We start from the raw sequence: 17,784 nt of genomic DNA, 5'->3' as shown, positions 1-17,784 counted from the left end.
CCCATCCTGTGAAGGTCATCCTCGTCTGTAAATCGGTGTCGCACGGCAACACTGCGCGCATCGCACAGGCTATGAGCCAGGTACTCGGTGGCCGAGTCGTCGACCCCGCCGACATCGATCCGGCCGAACTCGCCGACTGCGACCTCGTCGGCTTCGGGTCGGGAATCTTCAACATGAGTTTCCACCCGGACCTACGCCGCTTCATCGCCGCACTGCCCACCCGACAACACCGAAAGGCGTTCGTGTTCCGCACCAGCGGGCTCCCGGAAACACCGTTTCGCCGCTATGTCACCACGTTGACCCGCAGCCTCGAACACAAGGGTTTCGAGGTGATCGATTCCTTCGGCTGCCGCGGCTTCGACACCGTGATGCCCCTGCGTCTGGTCGGGGGCATCCACAAGAGCCACCCCGACGCCGCCGATATCGCGGCGGCTCGCGCGTTCGCCGAGAATCTGCGGGTACAGATCACGACGCCCCCGTTTTAGTCATACCCTGATGCGAACATATGTTCGTGTCCGATCCCGCCGCCCCACGCCACCCGCGCATCCAGTCCCGCGCGCACGCCTCGATCCTGCACGCCGACCTGGACTCCTTCTACGCCTCGGTCGAGCAGCGCGATCAGCCGTGGTTGCGCGGCAAACCGGTGATCGTGGGCGGCGGGGTGGTGTTGGCGGCCAGTTATGAGGCCAAGGCGTTCGGGATCCGCACCCCGATGAACGCGGGCCAGGCGCTGCGCCTGTGCCCGCACGCGATCTCCGTGCCGCCGCGAATGGCCGCCTACGCGGAGGCGAGCAAGGCGGTGTTCGCGGTGTTCCACGACACCACCCCGATCGTGGAGGGCATCTCGATCGACGAGGCGTTCCTCGACGTGAGCGGGTTGCGCCGGATCAGCGGCGAACCGATCGAGATCGCCCAACGGTTACGCGCACAGGTCGCCGCTCAGGTCGGGCTGCCCATCTCCGTGGGCATCGCGCGCAACAAATTTCTGGCCAAAGTCGCCTCCGCCGTCGCCAAACCCGACGGATTGCGCCTGGTCGAACCCGACAAAGAACTCGACTTCCTGCACCCACTACCGGTCGAACGATTATGGGGCGTCGGCAAAGTCACCGCAGCCACCCTGCACGCCAACGGCATCACCCGCGTGGGCCAACTCGCCGAACTGGGCGAACCGCACCTGCGCGCCATCCTCGGCCCCGCCGCCGCCCGCCACCTGTTCGCCCTGTCCTGGGCCCGCGACCCCCGCCGCGTGGAAACCGGCACCCGCCGCCGCTCGATCGGCGCCCAACGCGCCCTGGGCAGCCGCCCCCGCGACCCCGACGAAATCGCCGCCTACCTCGACGGCCTCACCGACCGCCTGGGTCGACGCCTGCGCGCCGCCGACCGCGTGTGCCGAACAGTGGTGCTGCGCTTACGTTTCCACGACTTCACCCGAGCCACCCGCTCCCACACCCTGGTCGAAGCCACCGATTCCTCCGACGCGATCCGCCAGGCCGCCCGACTCCTACTGCACACCGCCCAACCCCTGATCACCGAACGCGGCATCACCCTGATCGGCCTGTCGCTGACCAACCTCGACGACGCCGACACCATGCAACTGACCCTGCCCCTGCAACACCGAGCCGACAACACCCTCGACGCCACCCTCGACGACCTACGCCGCCGCTTCGGCTCCACCGCCGTCACCCGAGCCGCCCTGTTACGCAGCGGCGAAGGCATTTCCGTCCCGCTGCTACCCGACTGACCCGCGCCCCCGAATTCGCGCGAAAGCATAGAGTGCGGCATCCTGACACCAGGGGGTCCCGGCGACAGCTACCCCCGCCACCAACCCCCGAAGAGGACAACCGCGATGCCTTACGCCGTCATCGGCTTCCTGACCCTTGCACTCTGGGTCTACTGCCTGGTCGACATCGTCACCAGCCCCGACACCGGCATCCGCCACCTCCCCAAAATGGGCTGGATCATCGTGGTAGTCCTACTCCCCACCATCGGCGCCCTACTCTGGCTGTTCGCAGGCCGACCCGTCACCGACCCCCGCCCCGCCTCCACCACCCGCTTCACCGAATACGACCGCCCCGGCCGCCAAGTAGCCACCAACCCCGACGACGACGAAGCGTTCCTGCGAGGCCTACGCGACCGCGCCGAACAACAACGCCGCGAAGCCCGCCGCCAAAAAGAACAACGCGACCAAGACCCAGCCTGATCACCTACGCACGCTGGTCGTGACCACCGGCACATCGAACCCGGTCACACCAACGCCCCCCACAACCGCGCATCAGAGCACTGCTCCCGATCGAACTCGCTCCGGATACCGCCGCGGCGCAGTCATCCGCGAATCCTTTCCCTCAGTGCCGATGTCGAACGCTGACCCGATGATCCCTGATTCGACGATGGCGGACCAGGATCGTGCTGTCGGACTCGCCGGGCCACCGTCAGTCGTGGCCGTCGTGGCGAAACTCCATGACAATGGGCGCGATTCATCACATCCGTCGACACTGGGAGCAGCATGAACAGCCGAATCAAGCAGATGCTCGCGATTACCGGCGTCGCAGTCGCGACGAGCAGCGGCCTCGGATTCAGCACGCAGGCCGCCGCCGCCCCTGGCGACCAGGTGACAGCGGGGAAGATCGTTCGCTCCTCGACCAACGGGCGACTGGCTGTGGTGGAAGTCGATTACGCCTGCAACACCAACTCGCCACGGGTCAGGCATTTGGCAGCACAGGTGCGCCGCCAGCCCACTGTCGATCCGAAGACCCCGCCCGAGAACCAGCGCGTCGCCATACTTGCGGGCACAAGCTGGGACGTGACCTGCGATGGCAATCGCCACCGCATGGAGCTGGTGGTCCGCATCGTCTCAGAACGCAACACTCTCCCCAACATGTCGGACGGCCCGGTGACCGTCAGTGTGGTTCTGTATGCCTCTGGCGGTAGCCGCCAGGACGGGACCTCCGTGCTGGCCAGCTACGACGGACAGGGCACAGCCACCGAAGACAAATCCGTCGATCACAAGTAGTCCCCCTGGCACGGCCTGCGTCGGAGAGCTTGCGCCGCAGGCCAACTGCCGAATCCAGCGAATCCACCACGCCGGCCCACACCCGGACGTACGATCCCACCGTGGCCGAATCCCCTGGTTCCACCCCGCTGCGTGTGCTGGTCTACAGCAACGATGCCGACACCCGCCAACAGGTCATGCTGGCGTTAGGACGTAGGCCGCGCGCCGATCTCCCCGAGCTCGATTTCTTCGAGGTCGCCACCGCACCGGTGGTCATCGAACAGATGGACGCGGGCGGCATCGACCTGGCGATCCTGGACGGCGAATCCGCCCCGACAGGTGGCCTCGGGATCGCCAAGCAGCTCAAGGACGAGATCGACCAGTGCCCGCCCGTGGTCGTGATCACCGGTCGCCCCGATGACGCGTGGCTGGCCAACTGGTCGCGCGCCGAGGCCGCGGTCTCGCACCCCATCGACGCCATGCAGCTGACCAACGCGGTCGCCGGCGTCCTGCTCGCCCGCTGATCGCACCCCGCCGGGCATCGTCCCGAACCATCGGATAGTCGCCGCACCACCGGTTTGTCTATTACCACTGGTAACGCCAGTGGTTCCTGCCCGCGTGCCCGAAACCGATTACCCCCGTACCGCTCATGAATCGCGGTACCGATATCGATCAAACCCCCTCCCCGAAACGTGCGGCGGACTCACAAAACGGCGGTAGTCTGTGCTCTAGCTCACACGAGCACGGGCTCTTGTATAACGCTCCGCCATCGCTGCACAGCCTTGCGCGGGCCCCCGTTCGGCGGACAACGTTGTCGGCCCCGTCTCGCCGAAAGCTGCCGTCCGCGGCCGGGCACCATGCCTTGGCCTGCTCCAGCGAGGAGGGGAAGCAGTCGTGAATATCGAGGTGCCCGCACTCGTACTCGGCGCCATCGCCGGTGCGTTCGCGGTGTTCTCCGTCATCATGGCGTCGCTGATCGGCCCGAAACGCTACAACCGGGCCAAACTCGAACCCTATGAATGCGGCATCGAGCCGACCCCGCACGCCATCGCAGGCGGCCCGGGAAACACTGGGGGACAGCGCTTTCCGGTGAAGTACTACCTCACCGCCATGCTGTTCATCATCTTCGACATCGAGATCGTGTTCCTGTACCCCTGGGCCGTGCATTTCGACACGCTCGGGCTGTTCGGTCTCGCCGCGATGGCGCTGTTCATCGTCAACGTATCTGTCGCCTACGCCTACGAGTGGCGTCGCGGCGGCCTCAGCTGGGAATGAGTGGGAAATAATGGGTCTGGAAGAAAAACTGCCCAGCGGGTTCCTGCTGAGCACGGTCGAGGATTTCGCCGGCTACCTGCGTAAAGGCTCGGTGTGGCCTGCCACGTTCGGGTTGGCGTGCTGCGCGATCGAGATGATGGCCACCGGCGCAGGACGATTCGATATCGCCCGCTTCGGCATGGAAGCGTTCCGCGCCTCCCCTCGCCAAGCCGACCTGATGATCGTGGCGGGCCGGGTGAGCCAGAAGATGGCCCCGGTGCTGCGGCAGGTCTACGACCAGATGACCGAACCCAAATGGGTACTGGCCATGGGTGTTTGCGCGTCCTCGGGCGGCATGTTCAACAACTACGCCATCGTGCAGGGCGTGGACCACATCGTGCCCGTCGACATCTACCTGCCCGGCTGCCCACCCCGCCCGGAAATGCTGCTCAACGCCATCTTGGCGTTGCACGAGAAGATCGCCGAGATGCCGATGGGCGTCAACCGCGAAGAAGCGATCCGCGCCGCCGAAAAGGCCGCACTGGCCAGCACACCCACCATCCGGATGGAGGGCCTGCTGCGATGACCTTCGACTCCCCGGACAACACCGACAACACCCAGGGACAACAGATCCCGGAGGAATCACCCGCCGCACCCCAACCGAAACCGCCCGAAGACGAGGTGATCGGCACCCGTCGCGGCATGTTCGGCGTCAGCGGCACCGGCGACACCTCCGGCTACGGCGGCCTGGTCACCCCGGTCGCCCTGCCCGCGGGCACCCCACCCCCGTACGGCGGCTGGTTCGACGCGTTCGTCGGCACCTTGCGCGCGGCACTGGTGCAACGAGTGATCTCCTTCGACACCGTGATCGAGAAGATCGTGGTCTTCCGCGGCGAACTCACCCTGCACGTGCACCGCGAACACCTGGTCGCGGTGGCCGGTGCGTTGCGGGACGACAGCGCACTGCGTTTCGAACTGTGCCTTGGCGTGAACGGCGTGCACTACCCCGACGACACCGACCGTGAACTGCACGCGGTCTACCCGCTGATGTCGATCACGCACGGTCGCCGCATCCGTCTGGAAGTGTCCGCCCCCGACGCCGACCCGCACATCCCGTCGTTGTTCTCGGTCTATCCGACCAACGACTGGCACGAACGCGAAACCTACGACTTCTTCGGCATCCTGTTCGATGGCCACCCCTCCCTGACCCGCATCACCATGCCCGACGACTGGCGCGGGCACCCGCAACGCAAGGACTACCCGCTGGGCGGGATCCCGGTGGAGTACAAGGGCGCGCGCATACCGCCGCCCGACGAGCGGAGGACCTACAGCTGATGACCGACACAGATTTTCGCCGCGACGAACCCACCGTGGTGACGGTCGCGGGCCAGGACTGGGACCAGGTCAGCGAGGTGATCGACGGCGGCGCCGAAGAACGCATCGTGGTCAACATGGGCCCCCAACACCCCTCCACGCACGGCGTGCTGCGCCTGATCCTGGAAATCGAAGGCGAGACCGTCACCGAGGCCCGCTGCGGCATCGGCTACCTGCACACCGGCATCGAGAAGAACCTGGAATTCCGCAACTGGACCCAGGGCGTGACCTTCGTGACCCGCATGGACTACCTGTCCCCGTTCTTCAACGAGACCGCCTACTGCCTGGGCGTGGAGAAACTGCTCGACATCACCGACCAGATCCCCGAACGCGCCACCGTGGTGCGGGTGCTGCTGATGGAACTCAACCGCATCTCCTCGCACCTGGTCGCGCTGGCCACCGGCGGCATGGAACTGGGCGCGCTGACCCCGATGCTGTTCGGCTTCCGCGAACGCGAACTGATCCTGGACGTGTTCGAAACCATCACCGGCCTGCGCATGAACCACGCTTACATCCGCCCCGGCGGCCTGGCCCAAGACCTGCCCGACGACGGCGTCACCAAAGTCCGTGAACTCCTGGACATCCTGCCCGGCCGCCTGCGCGACATGGAACACCTGCTCAGCGCCAACCCGATCTGGAAGAAACGCACCCAGGACATCGGCTACCTCGACCTGACCGGCTGCATGGCCCTCGGCATCACCGGCCCGGTCCTTCGCGCCACCGGTCTGCCGCACGACCTGCGCAAATCCGACCCGTACTGCGGTTACGAGAACTACGAATTCGACATCCCCACCACCACGGGCTGTGACTGCTACGGCCGCTACGTCATTCGCATCGCCGAGATGGCGGAGTCGATCAAGATCGTCGAACAATGCCTGGACAAGCTGCGCCCCGGCCCGGTGATGATCGACGACAAGAAGATCGCCTGGCCCGCCGATCTGAAGCTGGGTCCCGACGGTCTGGGTAACTCGCCCGAACACATCGGCAAGATCATGGGCACCTCCATGGAGTCACTGATCCACCACTTCAAACTCGTCACCGAAGGGATCAGAGTGCCTGCGGGACAGGTGTATACGGCGGTGGAGTCCCCGCGCGGGGAACTGGGCGTGCACATGGTCAGCGACGGCAGCACCCAGCCCTACCGGGTGCACTACCGCGACCCGTCGTTCACCAACCTGCAAGCCGTGGCCGCGATGTGCGAAGGCGGCATGCTCGCCGACGTCATCGCCGCAGTCGCCAGCATCGACCCAGTAATGGGCGGAGTGGACAGATGAGCAACGAAACCCCTTCCAGCACACCGATTCTCCTGAGCCTCACCACCCGTCCCGAACCGTACCCACCACACGTGCGCGAACGCCTGGAACTGGACGCCAAGGAAATCATCACCCGCTACCCACACCCCCGCTCCGCACTGCTGCCCCTGCTGCACCTGGTGCAAGCCGAGGAAGGCTACGTCACCGGCACCGGCATCGATTTCTGCGCCGACCACCTGAACCTCACCGGCGCCGAAGTCACCGCCGTGGCCACCTTCTATTCGATGTACCGCCGCACCCCCACCGGCGACTACCACGTCGGCGTGTGCACCAACACCCTGTGCGCGGTGCTGGGCGGTGACGCCATCTACGAAGCGCTGCAACACCATCTGGGCGTCAAGCACGGCGAAACCACCCCCGACGGCGCGGTCACCCTCGAACACATCGAATGCAACGCCGCCTGCGACTACGCCCCGGTCATGATGGTGAACTGGGAGTTCTTCGACAACCAAACCCCCGAATCGGCCATCGCGATCACCGACGCCCTGCAAGCAGGCCACCAGGTCCGCCCCACCCGCGGCGCCCCCCTGTGCACGTTCCGCGAAACCGCCCGCATCCTGGCCGGTTTCCCCGACGAACGCCCCGGCGCCCTCGACGGTGCACCCGGCGCCCCCACCCTGGCCGGACTGGAAAGCGCTGCCGCAGAAGGGGACCCGCGATGACGACCCTCACCCCGGTCCTGTCCGAACATTGGGCCACCCCCCAGTCGTGGACCCTGGACACCTACCGCGCGACCGGCGGCTACGAAGGCCTGCGAGAAGCCCTGCGCAAAACTCCCGACGAGGTCATCCAGACCGTCAAAGACGCGGGCCTGCGCGGACGTGGCGGCGCCGGTTTCCCCACCGGCATGAAATGGTCGTTCATCCCCCAGGGCCCTGGCCCCGACGGGACGACGAAACCGCACTACCTGGTCGTGAACGCCGACGAATCCGAACCCGGCACCTGCAAAGACATCCCGTTGATGCTGGCCACCCCGCACACCCTCATCGAAGGCGTGGTGATCGCCGCCTACGCCATCCGCGCCGCGACCGCGTTCATCTACGTCCGCGGCGAAGTGGTCCCGGTGCTGCGTCGACTGCAAGCCGCGGTCGCCGAAGCGTACGAAGCGGGCCTGCTCGGCCACGATATCCTCGGATCCGGTTTCGACCTGGACCTGATCGTGCACGCCGGCGCCGGCGCCTACATCTGCGGCGAGGAAACCGCCCTGCTCGACTCACTGGAAGGCCGACGCGGCCAACCCCGCCTGCGCCCACCGTTCCCCGCCGTCGCAGGCCTGTACGCGTGCCCGACCGTGGTCAACAACGTCGAATCCATCGCCAGCGTCCCCTCGATCCTGCGCAACGGCACCGAATGGTTCCGCTCGATGGGCACCGAGAAATCCCCCGGCTTCACCCTGTACTCCCTGTCGGGCCACATCGCCCGCCCCGGCCAATACGAAGCACCCCTGGGCATCACCCTGCGCGAACTGCTGGACTACGCAGGCGGCGTACGCCCAGGCCACACCCTCAAATTCTGGACCCCCGGCGGCTCCTCCACCCCCATGTTCACCGACGAACACCTCGACGTGCCCCTGGACTACGAAGGTGTCGCCGCCGCCGGATCCATGTTGGGCACCAAGGCATTACAGATCTTCGACGACACCACCTGCGTGGTGCGCGCGGTGCTGCGCTGGACCGAGTTCTACGCCCACGAATCCTGCGGCAAATGCACCCCGTGCCGCGAAGGCACCTACTGGCTGGTGCAGTTGCTGCGTCGCCTGGAAGCAGGCCAGGGCACCGAAGCCGACCTGGACAAACTCGCCGACATCGCCGACAACATCAACGGCAAATCGTTCTGCGCGCTGGGCGACGGCGCGGCCAGCCCGATCTTCTCCTCGCTGAAGTACTTCCGCGACGAATACCTCGCACATCAGCGACTGGGCGGCTGCCCCTTCGACCCGGCCGCCGCCACCGTGTGGGCACCAGTGAAAGAGGAACAATGACTGCCATTGCGCCGGGGAACAACAGCGGTGTGGTGCCCACCGACATGGTCAGCGTCACCATCGACGACACCACCATCGAAGTCCCCGCGGGCACCCTGCTGATCCGCGCCGCCGAACTGATCGGCGTGCAGATCCCCCGCTTCTGCGACCACCCCCTGCTCGACCCCGTCGGCGCGTGCCGCCAGTGCCTGGTCGAGATCGAAGGCCAACGAAAGCCCATGGCCTCCTGCACCATTCCGGTCACCGACGGCATGGTCGTACGCACCCAGATCACCTCCCCCGCCACCGAAAAGGCGCAGCGCGGGGTGATGGAACTGCTGCTGATCAACCACCCCCTGGACTGCCCGGTCTGCGACAAGGGCGGGGAATGCCCGCTGCAGAACCAGGCGATGTCCACCGGCAGCGCCGAATCCCGCTTCGACGGCGTGAAACGCACCTACCCGAAGCCGATCCCGCTGTCCACCGCGGTGCTGTTGGATCGCGAACGGTGTGTGCTGTGCGCGCGGTGCACGAGGTTCTCCCAGCAGGTCGCCGGTGACCCGTTCATCGAATTGATGGATCGTGGTGCGCTGCAACAGGTCGGCACCGCCCAAGCCGAACCGCTCGACTCCTATTTCTCCGGCAACACCGTGCAGATCTGCCCCGTGGGCGCGCTCACCGGCACCTCCTACCGTTTCCGGGCCCGCCCGTTCGACCTGGTGTCCACCCCCAGCGTCTGCGAACACTGCGCGTCGGGCTGCGCGCAACGCACCGACCATCGTCGCGGAAAAGTGTTGCGCCGCTTGGCCGGTGACGACCCGCAGGTCAACGAGGAATGGAACTGCGACAAGGGCCGCTGGGCCTTCGCCTACGCCACCGAACGCGACCGCCTCACCACCCCGATGGTGCGCGGCTGGGACGGCGTCCTGGCCCCCGCCTCCTGGCCCGAAGCCCTCACCGCCGCCGCCGCTGGCCTGAGCGCCGCGATCGGCAATGCCGGGGTGCTCGTGGGTGGCCGCGTCACCGAGGAAGAGGCCTACGCGTACAGCAAGTTCGCGCGAATGGTGTTGGCCACCAACGACATCGACTTCCGCGCCCGCGTGCATTCCGAGGAAGAAGAACGCTTCCTCGCCGCCCGTGTCGCCGGCCGTGGCGTGCAGGTCGACTTCGCCGCGCTGGATCGGGCCCCCGCGGTTCTGCTGGTCGGTTTCGAACCCGAAGAGGAATCGCCGATCGTGTACCTGCGGTTGCGCAAAGCCGCCCGTACCCGCGGTCAGCAGGTGATCGCCCTGGCCCCGTTCGCCTCCCGCGGCCTGGAACGCATGTCGGGTGCGCTGATCCAAACACCGCCCTGCGGCGAAGCCGACATCATCAACGCGATCCTGGCCGAAACCTCCACCGACGCAACAGAACTGCTGGCCATGCTGCACACTCCCGGCGCGGTCATCATGGCCGGTGAACGCCTCGCGGGCAGCCCCGGCGCCCTGTCGGCCGTGTGCCGCCTGGCCGACATCACCGGTGCCGCCCTGGCCTGGGTGCCCCGTCGAGCAGGCGAACGCGGCGCACTGGAAGCGGGCGCGCTGCCCGGCCTGCTGCCCGGCGGCCGACCGGTGGTGGATCCGTCTGCGCGCCAACAGGTTCGACACCGCTGGCAATCCGGCGAACTCCCGGTGACCCTGGGCCGCGACGCCACCGCCATCCTGGCCGGCGCCGCCCAACTGGGCGCCCTGGTCATCGGCGCCGTCGACCCCACCGACCTGCCCGACCCCGCCGCCGCCCTGGCCGCCATCGACGCCGCCCGCTTCGTGGTCAGCCTCGAAATGCGGCACAGCGCCGTCACCGAACGCGCCGACGTGGTGTTTCCCGTAACGACCGCGATGGAGAAGTCGGGCACCTTCCGCACCTGGGAAGGCCGCCCCCGCCCCTTCACCGCCGCCTCGCTGGACACCACCCGCCGCGTCGCCGCCCCCCTGTCGGACCTGCGCGTCTTGCACTCCCTGGCAGCACAGATGGGTGTCCCGATCAATCTGCCCGACGCCACCTCCGCGCGCACCGAACTCGACCTGCTCGGCACCTGGACCGGCGAACCCATCCCCGCCCCGGAACTGACCAGCCAAACCCGCCCCGTCCCCGGCCCCGGCACCGCCGTGCTGGCCGGGTGGCGGATGCTGCTGGACGCGGGCCGCCTACAGGACGGCGAACCCAACCTCGCCGGTGTCGCCCGCCCGCCCGTGGCGCGCCTGTCCGCCGCGACCGCCGCCGAGATCGAAGCCGCCGACGCCGACCACATCATCGTCTACACCGACCGCGGCGAGATCTGCGTGCCGCTGATGATCACGGACCTGCCCGACCGGGTCGTGTGGCTGCCGCTGCACTCGCCCGGTTGCACGGTCGCCGCCGAACTCGGTGTGACACCCGGCGCCGTGGTGCGCCTGCGTCGCGCCGACGACAGGATGAAGGAACACCGTCATGAGTGATCCAGTGCTGCACCTGGCGGCCGGAACTGTTTTCGGCACCGACCCGCTGTGGCTGGTCGTGGTCAAAGCGCTGGGCGTGTTCGTCTACCTGATGCTGGTGCCGTTGATCGCGGTCTACGCCGAACGCAAAGTCGTGGCCTGGATGCAGATGCGGGTGGGCCCCAACCGGATCGGCCCCGGCGGCATGCTCCAGTCCGTGGCCGACGGCGTGAAGATGGCGCTCAAGGAAGACATCATCCCGGCGATCGTGGACAAGCCGATTTTCGTGCTCGCCCCGATCATCTCGGTGATCCCGGCGTTCATGGCGTTCGCGGTGATCCCGATGGGCCCCGAGGTCTCGATCTTCGGCACCCACACCGCCTTGCAGCTCACCGACATGCCCGTGGCGGTGCTGTACATCCTGGCCATCACCTCGATCGGCGTCTACGGCATCGTGCTGGCCGGTTGGTCCTCGGGTTCGACCTATCCGCTGCTGGGTGGTCTGCGTTCCACCGCGCAGGTGATCTCGTACGAAATCGCCATGGCGCTGACATTCGCGACGGTGTTCCTGCTGTCGGGCACCATGGCCACCTCCGAGATCGTCACCGCGCAGGAGGGCACCTGGTATGTGTTCTTGCTGCTGCCCTCGTTCCTGATCTACTGCGTGTCCATGGTCGGCGAAACCAACCGCGCGCCTTTCGATCTGCCCGAAGCCGAAGGTGAGCTGGTCGGCGGTTTCCACACCGAGTACTCGTCGCTGAAGTTCGCGATGTTCATGCTCGCCGAATACGTCAACATGGCTACGGTGTCGGCGCTGGCGACCACGTTGTTCCTGGGTGGCTGGCGCGCACCGTTCCCGATCAGCCTGTGGGAGGGCGCCAACTCCGGCTGGTGGCCGCTGCTGTGGTTCACCCTCAAGGTGTGGACGTTCCTGTTCGTGTTCGTCTGGTTGCGCGGCACCCTGCCTCGCCTGCGCTACGACCAGTTCATGAACCTGGGCTGGAAACTGCTCATCCCCACGTCGCTGGTCTGGGTGATGATCGTGGCCGCCGCCCGCGTGCTGGACCTGGAAGGTCTGCCCGGCCAGAACTTCATCCTGGTCGGTGTGGGCCTGGCGATCACCGCGGCGATGATCGCGATGTTCCTGCGCGCGGGCCGTTCCGCGGGTCTGCCCCCGCTGCCCGAAGAACCCGTGTCGACCTCATCGGTGTTCCTGGGTTTCCCGGTCCCGCCGATGCCACCACGGCCCGCCAACGACCAGCCCGAGATCAGCCTGTTCGAACCCCTCGCCGGTTTCGCGGTCACCGCGGCGACCATGTTCAAAAAGCCCAATACCGAGTCCTACCCCGAACAGAAGGTGCCCACCGCGCCGCGCTATCACGGCCGCCACCAACTCAACCGGTACGACGACGGCCTCGAGAAGTGCATCGGGTGCGAACTGTGCGCGTGGGCGTGCCCGGCCGACGCCATCTTCGTCGAGGGCGCCGACAACACCGAGCAGGAACGGTTCTCCCCTGGTGAACGGTACGGCCGCGTCTACCAGATCAATTACCTGCGTTGCATCGGTTGCGGCCTGTGCATCGAGGCCTGCCCCACGCGCGCGCTGACCATGACCAACGAATACGAACTCACCGACGACAACCGCGCCGACCTCATCTACGAAAAAGACCAACTGCTGGCCCCGATGCAGCCCGGCATGACTCCCGCGCCGCACCCGATGGCACCGGGCACCGATGCCGCCGATTACTACCTGGGCCGCGTCGGTCCCGCACCCTCGGACGAGGAGGTCCTGCGATGAGCACCGCACAGCTGGTGGCCGCCGAAGTCACCGACACCTCCACCGGCGAAGCCGTGCTGTTCTGGGTGCTCGCCCCGATCGCGGTGCTGGGCGCACTGGGCATGGTCACCGCGGCCAAAGCCGTGTACTCGGCGCTGTGCTTGGCCGCGGTCATGCTGTCGCTGGCCGTGTTCTACATCGCGCAGGGCGCACTGTTCCTCGGTGTCGTGCAGATCGTGGTGTACACGGGCGCGGTGATGATGCTGTTCCTGTTCGTGCTGATGCTGGTGGGCGTGGACTCCGCGGAGTCGTTGCGAGAGACGTTGCGCGGGCAGCGTATTGCCGCCGCGATCGTCGGGGTCGGGTTCGGGTTGCTGTTCATCGGCGGCATCGGCGCGGCCCTGCGCGACAGCGGAACCAGTTTCCCCGGCCGCGGTTTCGGCGACCGGGACGTGATCGCCGAACTTGCCGAGTTGATCTTCCTGCGCTACGTGTGGGCGTTCGAACTCACCGGGGCACTGCTGATCACCGCCACCATCGGCGCGATGGTGCTGGCCCACCGCGACCAGTTCACCCCCAAACGCGGGCAACGCGAAATGTCGCGTGACCGCTTCCGCACCGCGGGCGAACGCGCGACCCCGCTGCCGACACCGGGCGTCTACGCACGGCACAACGCGGTAGACAGCCCCGCCCAACTGCCCGACGGTTCCTTCGCCGAACTGTCGGTGTCCACGATCCTGCGTCACCGTCGCACCCGCGCCCACACCGAAGCCGCCGTGGCCTCGGTGGGCACGCTGCGTGACACCAAGATCGACAATCCGGCGGCCGACGAGGAAGGCAAGCGGTGAACCCCCAGAACTACCTGTTCCTGTCCGCGCTGTTGTTCACCATCGGCGCCGCGGGAGTGTTGTTGCGCCGCAACGCGATTGTGGTGTTCATGTGCGTGGAGCTGATGCTCAACGCGGTGAACCTGGCGTTCGTGACCTTCTCCCGGTTGCACGGCAACCTCGACGGTCAGGTGATCGCGTTCTTCACCATGGTGGTCGCCGCCGCCGAAGTCGTGGTCGGGCTTGCCATCATCATGACGATCTTCCGTGCCCGCCGGTCGACCTCGGTCGACGCCGCCAACCTGCTGAAGTTCTGACATGGGTACCGCAACGTTGTGGCTGCTGCCCGCCCTGCCGCTGGTCGGCGCGATCATCCTGCTGTTGTTCGGCCACCGCACCGACCGGTGGGGCCCCTACCTGGGCACCGCGGCGGCGCTGGCGTCCTTCGGTGTCGCGGTGGTCGCGTTCACCGATATGCTCGCCCGCCCCGACGCCGACCGCGCCATCCACAAGGATCTGTTCAACTGGGTCCCCGCGGGCGACCTGCAGGTCGGGTTCACCCTGCAATTGGACCAGTTGTCGATCTGCTTCGCGCTGCTGATCACCGGTGTCGGGTCGCTGATCCACATCTACTCGCTGGGCTACATGAGCCACGACCCCGGCAAACGCCGGTTCTTCGGCTACCTCAACCTGTTCCTGGCCGCCATGCTCGTGCTGGTCATGGCGGGCAACTTCCTGGTGCTGTACCTGGGCTGGGAAGGCGTGGGCCTGGCGTCGTACCTGTTGATCGGCTTCTGGTACCACAAGCCTTCCGCCGCAACAGCAGCCAAGAAGGCCTTCGTGGTCAACCGGATCGGTGACATGGGCTTGGCCATTGCCATGATGGTCATGTTCGCGACCTTCGGCTCCTTCGACTTCGCCACCGTGTTCGCGGCAAGTCCGGGCGCCAGCGAAGGCACCCTCACCGCGATCGGGCTGCTGCTGTTGTTGGCCGCGTGCGGCAAATCCGCGCAGGTGCCGCTGCAGTCGTGGCTGGGTGACGCGATGGAAGGCCCCACCCCGGTGTCGGCGCTCATCCACGCCGCCACCATGGTCACCGCCGGTGTGTACCTGATCGCGCGCTGCAATCCGATCTACGATCTGGCCCCCACCGCCCGCGCCGCGGTGCTGGCCGTCGGTGCGATCACCCTGCTGTTCGGCGCCGTCATCGGCTGCGCCAAAGACGACATCAAGAAGGCACTGGCCGCGTCGACCATGAGCCAGATCGGTTACATGATCCTGGCCGTGGGGCTTGGCCCCGCCGGCTACGCGTTCGCGATCATGCACCTGCTCACCCACGGCTTCTTCAAAGCAGGCCTGTTCCTGGGCGCCGGTTCGGTGATGCACGCGATGAACGACGAAACCGACATGCGCCGCTACGGCGGCCTGCGCACCCTGATGCCGATCACGTTCATCACCTTCGGCCTGGGCTATCTCGCCATCATCGGCGTGCCCCCGTTCTCCGGGTTCTTCTCCAAGGACAAGATCATCGAAGCGGCCTTCGACCACGGCGGCGCGGTCGGAATCCTGCTCGGCGTGGTCACTCTGGTCGGTGCCGCGCTCACGGCGTTCTACATGACCCGCGTGATGCTGATGACCTTCTTCGGCGAACGCCGCTGGAAGCCCGACACCCACCCGCACGAATCCCCCGCGGTGATGACCGGGCCGATGATCCTGCTCGCGTTCGGCTCGGTGTTCGCCGGTGGGCTGTTCGTGTGGGGTTCGTCGCTGGTCAACTGGCTGACCCCCGTCGTGGGCTCCCACCACGGCGAACCCGTCATCCCCCCGGCCGTGGTCACCGGATTGGCCCTGACCGCGGTCGCGATCGGTGTCGCCATCGCCTACCGCAAATACGCCGAGAACCCCATCCCCGAAGTCGCGCCCGAACCGGTCAGCGTGCTCACCGAAGCCGCACGCGACGACCTGTACGCCGACAAGATCAACGAAGCCGTGTTCGAACGCCCCGGCCGCCATCTCACGCGTGCACTGGTGTTCCTCGACGCGAAAGGCGTGGACGGCATCGTCAACGGGCTGGCGGCCTCGATCGGTGGGCTGTCGGCACGAATCCGCAAGGTGCAGACCGGTTTCGTGCGCTCCTACGCCCTGTCCATGTTCACCGGCGCGGCCCTGTTCGCCGCTGCCCTGCTGGCAGTGAGGTTCTGGTGAACTCGTTTCCCTGGCTGACGACACTCTGGCTCGCCCCCGCTCTCGGGGCAGGGCTGGTCCTGGCGGTTCCGGCCGCCCGCCGCAATCTCGCGCGCGGCCTGGCCTTCGCGGTCTCGCTCGGTGTACTCGCGCTGGCCGTCGTGCTGGCCGCACGGTTCCAGCCCGGCGGTGATCAATACCAATTCGTCGAATCCCACGAATGGATCCCGGCGTTCGGCGTCGGCTACACCCTGGGCCTGGACGGCATCGCCGCCGCGCTGGTCCTGCTCACCGCGGCCCTGGTGCCACTGCTGATTCTGGCAGGCTGGAACGACGAAACCGCCACCGGTGAAGGCCCTCGCACCACGCACATCTACATGGCGTTGATGCTGCTGGTCGAGTCGATGGTGCTGATCTCGTTCCTGTCGCTGGACATCTTGCTGTTCTACATCTTCTTCGAAGCGATGCTGATCCCGATGTACTTCCTCATCGGCGGCTTCGGCACCCGCACCACCGACCAGGCGATCCGCGCCCAACGCTCGCGCGCGGCGGTGAAGTTCTTGCTGTACAACCTGTTCGGCGGGCTGATCATGCTCGCCGCGGTGATCGGCCTGTACGTGCTGACCGCGCAAGCCGGACTGGGTGAAGGGTCGGCGGGCACGTTCGATCTGCGCGTGGTGGTCGCCGCGGCCAACAACGGTGAACTGGGCGGCAGCACAACGGTTCTCAACGCCTTGTTCCTGGGCTTCATGTTCGCCTTCGCGGTGAAGGCACCCCTGTGGCCGTTGCACACGTGGCTGCCCGACGCGGCGGTCTCGGCCACCCCGTCCAGCGCGGTGCTGATGATGGCCGTGGTCGACAAAGTCGGTACCTTCGGCATGTTGCGCTACTGCCTGCTGCTGTTCCCGCTGGCCTCGGACACCTTCGCGCCCCTGGTCATCACCCTGGCGGTGATCGGCATCCTCTACGGGGCGCTGCTGGCGATCGGCCAAACCGACATCATGCGCCTGATCGCCTACACCTCGATCTCGCACTTCGGTTTCATCATCCTGGGCATCTTCGCCATGACCACCCAATCCCAATCCGGGGCCACCCTGTACATGGTCAACCACGGATTGTCCACGGCCGCACTGTTTCTCATCGCCGGATTCCTGGTCTCCCGACGCGGCACCAGGATGATCGCCGAATACGGCGGGGTGCAGAAGGTCGCACCGGTGCTGGCGGGCACGTTCTTCATCGCCGGTCTGGCCACCCTGTCGCTGCCCGGCCTGGCACCGTTCGTCAGTGAATTCCTGGTCCTGATCGGCACCTTCCCCAAGTACCGGGTCGCCGCGGTGATCGCGACCTTCGCACTGGTGCTGGCCGCGATCTACGTGCTGTGGCTGTACCAGCGGGTGATGACCGGCCCACTGAAGAAGGGCAACGAGCACCTGCGCGACCTGGTGCCACGCGAACTGGCCGTGGTGGTGCCGCTGCTGGTCGCGCTGCTGGTCCTGGGCTTCTACCCGAAACCGATCCTGGACCTGGTGGATCCCGCAGTGGGACACACTCTTTCCACGATCGGTAAGCACGACCCCGCGCCGACGGTCCCCGCCCCCGAAGCAGGCGCGGCCACCCCGCCCGCAGGCGGCCACAAATGAGGACGGACTC

General features: G+C 66.8%; 17 protein-coding genes. All 17 read left to right on the top strand.

The features are described from left to right. The first annotated feature begins 8 nt into the window (after window positions 1-8). The 17 genes from ACFWVD_RS14020 to ACFWVD_RS13940 all read left to right on the top strand — a co-directional run bounded on the left by ACFWVD_RS14020 (window position 9) and on the right by ACFWVD_RS13940 (window position 17,774). Window positions 9-485, top strand: coding sequence for a flavodoxin family protein (locus tag ACFWVD_RS14020; protein ID WP_379242588.1), 477 nt, complete (start codon window positions 9-11; stop codon window positions 483-485). A 20-nt stretch (window positions 486-505) separates the two neighbouring features. Further along, complete coding sequence (gene dinB, locus ACFWVD_RS14015) at window positions 506-1,741, top strand: DNA polymerase IV (protein ID WP_379242586.1); 1,236 nt, start codon at window positions 506-508, stop codon at window positions 1,739-1,741. A gap of 105 nt (window positions 1,742-1,846) precedes the next feature. Next, a complete protein-coding gene (locus ACFWVD_RS14010; RefSeq protein WP_379242584.1) occupies window positions 1,847-2,200 on the top strand; it encodes a PLD nuclease N-terminal domain-containing protein in 354 nt (117 codons plus the stop codon). A gap of 303 nt (window positions 2,201-2,503) precedes the next feature. Further along, window positions 2,504-3,010 carry a hypothetical protein gene (locus ACFWVD_RS14005; RefSeq protein ID WP_379242582.1) on the top strand — a complete coding sequence of 169 codons (507 nt, stop codon included), beginning with the start codon at window positions 2,504-2,506 and terminating at the stop codon, window positions 3,008-3,010. Between the two features lie 176 nt (window positions 3,011-3,186). Then, a complete protein-coding gene (locus ACFWVD_RS14000; protein WP_379243298.1) occupies window positions 3,187-3,513 on the top strand; it encodes a hypothetical protein in 327 nt (108 codons plus the stop codon). A 370-nt stretch (window positions 3,514-3,883) separates the two neighbouring features. Continuing rightward, window positions 3,884-4,264 carry an NADH-quinone oxidoreductase subunit A gene (locus ACFWVD_RS13995; protein WP_379242580.1) on the top strand — a complete coding sequence of 127 codons (381 nt, stop codon included), beginning with the start codon at window positions 3,884-3,886 and terminating at the stop codon, window positions 4,262-4,264. A 10-nt stretch (window positions 4,265-4,274) separates the two neighbouring features. Continuing rightward, a complete protein-coding gene (locus ACFWVD_RS13990) occupies window positions 4,275-4,829 on the top strand; it encodes a NuoB/complex I 20 kDa subunit family protein (protein ID WP_379242578.1) in 555 nt (184 codons plus the stop codon). Continuing rightward, entirely contained in the window at window positions 4,826-5,578 is a 753-nt protein-coding gene (locus ACFWVD_RS13985; protein ID WP_379242576.1) for an NADH-quinone oxidoreductase subunit C, read from the top strand. Before ACFWVD_RS13990 ends, ACFWVD_RS13985 begins: the two co-directional genes overlap by 4 nt. After that, window positions 5,578-6,891 (top strand): NADH dehydrogenase (quinone) subunit D, encoded by a 1,314-nt coding sequence (nuoD, locus tag ACFWVD_RS13980; RefSeq protein ID WP_379242574.1) that lies wholly within the window; start codon window positions 5,578-5,580, stop codon window positions 6,889-6,891. Before ACFWVD_RS13985 ends, nuoD begins: the two co-directional genes overlap by 1 nt. Then, entirely contained in the window at window positions 6,888-7,592 is a 705-nt protein-coding gene (gene nuoE / locus ACFWVD_RS13975) for an NADH-quinone oxidoreductase subunit NuoE (protein ID WP_379242572.1), read from the top strand. Before nuoD ends, nuoE begins: the two co-directional genes overlap by 4 nt. Then, the gene (nuoF, locus tag ACFWVD_RS13970; RefSeq protein WP_379242570.1) at window positions 7,589-8,911 is read left to right on the top strand and encodes an NADH-quinone oxidoreductase subunit NuoF; all 1,323 of its coding nucleotides are present in this window, start codon (window positions 7,589-7,591) and stop codon (window positions 8,909-8,911) included. Before nuoE ends, nuoF begins: the two co-directional genes overlap by 4 nt. Then, on the top strand, window positions 8,908-11,367 hold the full coding sequence (locus tag ACFWVD_RS13965; RefSeq protein ID WP_379242568.1) for an NADH-quinone oxidoreductase subunit G: 2,460 nt from the start codon (window positions 8,908-8,910) through the stop codon (window positions 11,365-11,367). The genes nuoF and ACFWVD_RS13965 overlap by 4 nt, the downstream gene beginning before the upstream one ends. Further along, the gene (gene nuoH / locus ACFWVD_RS13960) at window positions 11,360-13,144 is read left to right on the top strand and encodes an NADH-quinone oxidoreductase subunit NuoH (RefSeq protein ID WP_379242566.1); all 1,785 of its coding nucleotides are present in this window, start codon (window positions 11,360-11,362) and stop codon (window positions 13,142-13,144) included. The genes ACFWVD_RS13965 and nuoH overlap by 8 nt, the downstream gene beginning before the upstream one ends. Next, entirely contained in the window at window positions 13,141-13,971 is an 831-nt protein-coding gene (locus ACFWVD_RS13955) for an NADH-quinone oxidoreductase subunit J (RefSeq protein ID WP_379242564.1), read from the top strand. The genes nuoH and ACFWVD_RS13955 overlap by 4 nt, the downstream gene beginning before the upstream one ends. After that, entirely contained in the window at window positions 13,968-14,267 is a 300-nt protein-coding gene (gene nuoK, locus ACFWVD_RS13950; RefSeq protein WP_379242562.1) for an NADH-quinone oxidoreductase subunit NuoK, read from the top strand. The genes ACFWVD_RS13955 and nuoK overlap by 4 nt, the downstream gene beginning before the upstream one ends. Window position 14,268: 1 nt before the next feature. Beyond that, complete coding sequence (gene nuoL / locus ACFWVD_RS13945; protein ID WP_379242560.1) at window positions 14,269-16,155, top strand: NADH-quinone oxidoreductase subunit L; 1,887 nt, start codon at window positions 14,269-14,271, stop codon at window positions 16,153-16,155. Continuing rightward, window positions 16,152-17,774, top strand: a complete 1,623-nt coding sequence (locus tag ACFWVD_RS13940) for an NADH-quinone oxidoreductase subunit M (protein WP_379242558.1) — start codon at window positions 16,152-16,154, stop codon at window positions 17,772-17,774. Before nuoL ends, ACFWVD_RS13940 begins: the two co-directional genes overlap by 4 nt. Window positions 17,775-17,784: the final 10 nt, after the last annotated feature.

Origin of the sequence: Nocardia sp. NPDC058666 (genome assembly GCF_042714895.1) — a bacterium.
GTDB lineage: Bacteria > Actinomycetota > Actinomycetes > Mycobacteriales > Mycobacteriaceae > Nocardia.
The sequence above is the reverse complement of the archived record's forward strand: the minus strand, read 5'-3'. Positions and strand labels throughout refer to the sequence as shown.

Coding starts and splice junctions, on each gene's coding strand:
- dinB (WP_379242586.1), top strand. CDS start 506: ATGTTCGTGTCCGATCCCGCCGCCCCACGCCACCCGCGCATCCAGTCC.
- ACFWVD_RS14010 (WP_379242584.1), top strand. CDS start 1,847: ATGCCTTACGCCGTCATCGGCTTCCTGACCCTTGCACTCTGGGTCTAC.
- ACFWVD_RS14005 (WP_379242582.1), top strand. CDS start 2,504: ATGAACAGCCGAATCAAGCAGATGCTCGCGATTACCGGCGTCGCAGTC.
- ACFWVD_RS14000 (WP_379243298.1), top strand. CDS start 3,187: ATGCTGGCGTTAGGACGTAGGCCGCGCGCCGATCTCCCCGAGCTCGAT.
- ACFWVD_RS13990 (WP_379242578.1), top strand. CDS start 4,275: ATGGGTCTGGAAGAAAAACTGCCCAGCGGGTTCCTGCTGAGCACGGTC.
- ACFWVD_RS13985 (WP_379242576.1), top strand. CDS start 4,826: ATGACCTTCGACTCCCCGGACAACACCGACAACACCCAGGGACAACAG.
- nuoD (WP_379242574.1), top strand. CDS start 5,578: ATGACCGACACAGATTTTCGCCGCGACGAACCCACCGTGGTGACGGTC.
- nuoE (WP_379242572.1), top strand. CDS start 6,888: ATGAGCAACGAAACCCCTTCCAGCACACCGATTCTCCTGAGCCTCACC.
- nuoF (WP_379242570.1), top strand. CDS start 7,589: ATGACGACCCTCACCCCGGTCCTGTCCGAACATTGGGCCACCCCCCAG.
- ACFWVD_RS13965 (WP_379242568.1), top strand. CDS start 8,908: ATGACTGCCATTGCGCCGGGGAACAACAGCGGTGTGGTGCCCACCGAC.
- nuoH (WP_379242566.1), top strand. CDS start 11,360: ATGAGTGATCCAGTGCTGCACCTGGCGGCCGGAACTGTTTTCGGCACC.
- ACFWVD_RS13955 (WP_379242564.1), top strand. CDS start 13,141: ATGAGCACCGCACAGCTGGTGGCCGCCGAAGTCACCGACACCTCCACC.
- nuoL (WP_379242560.1), top strand. CDS start 14,269: ATGGGTACCGCAACGTTGTGGCTGCTGCCCGCCCTGCCGCTGGTCGGC.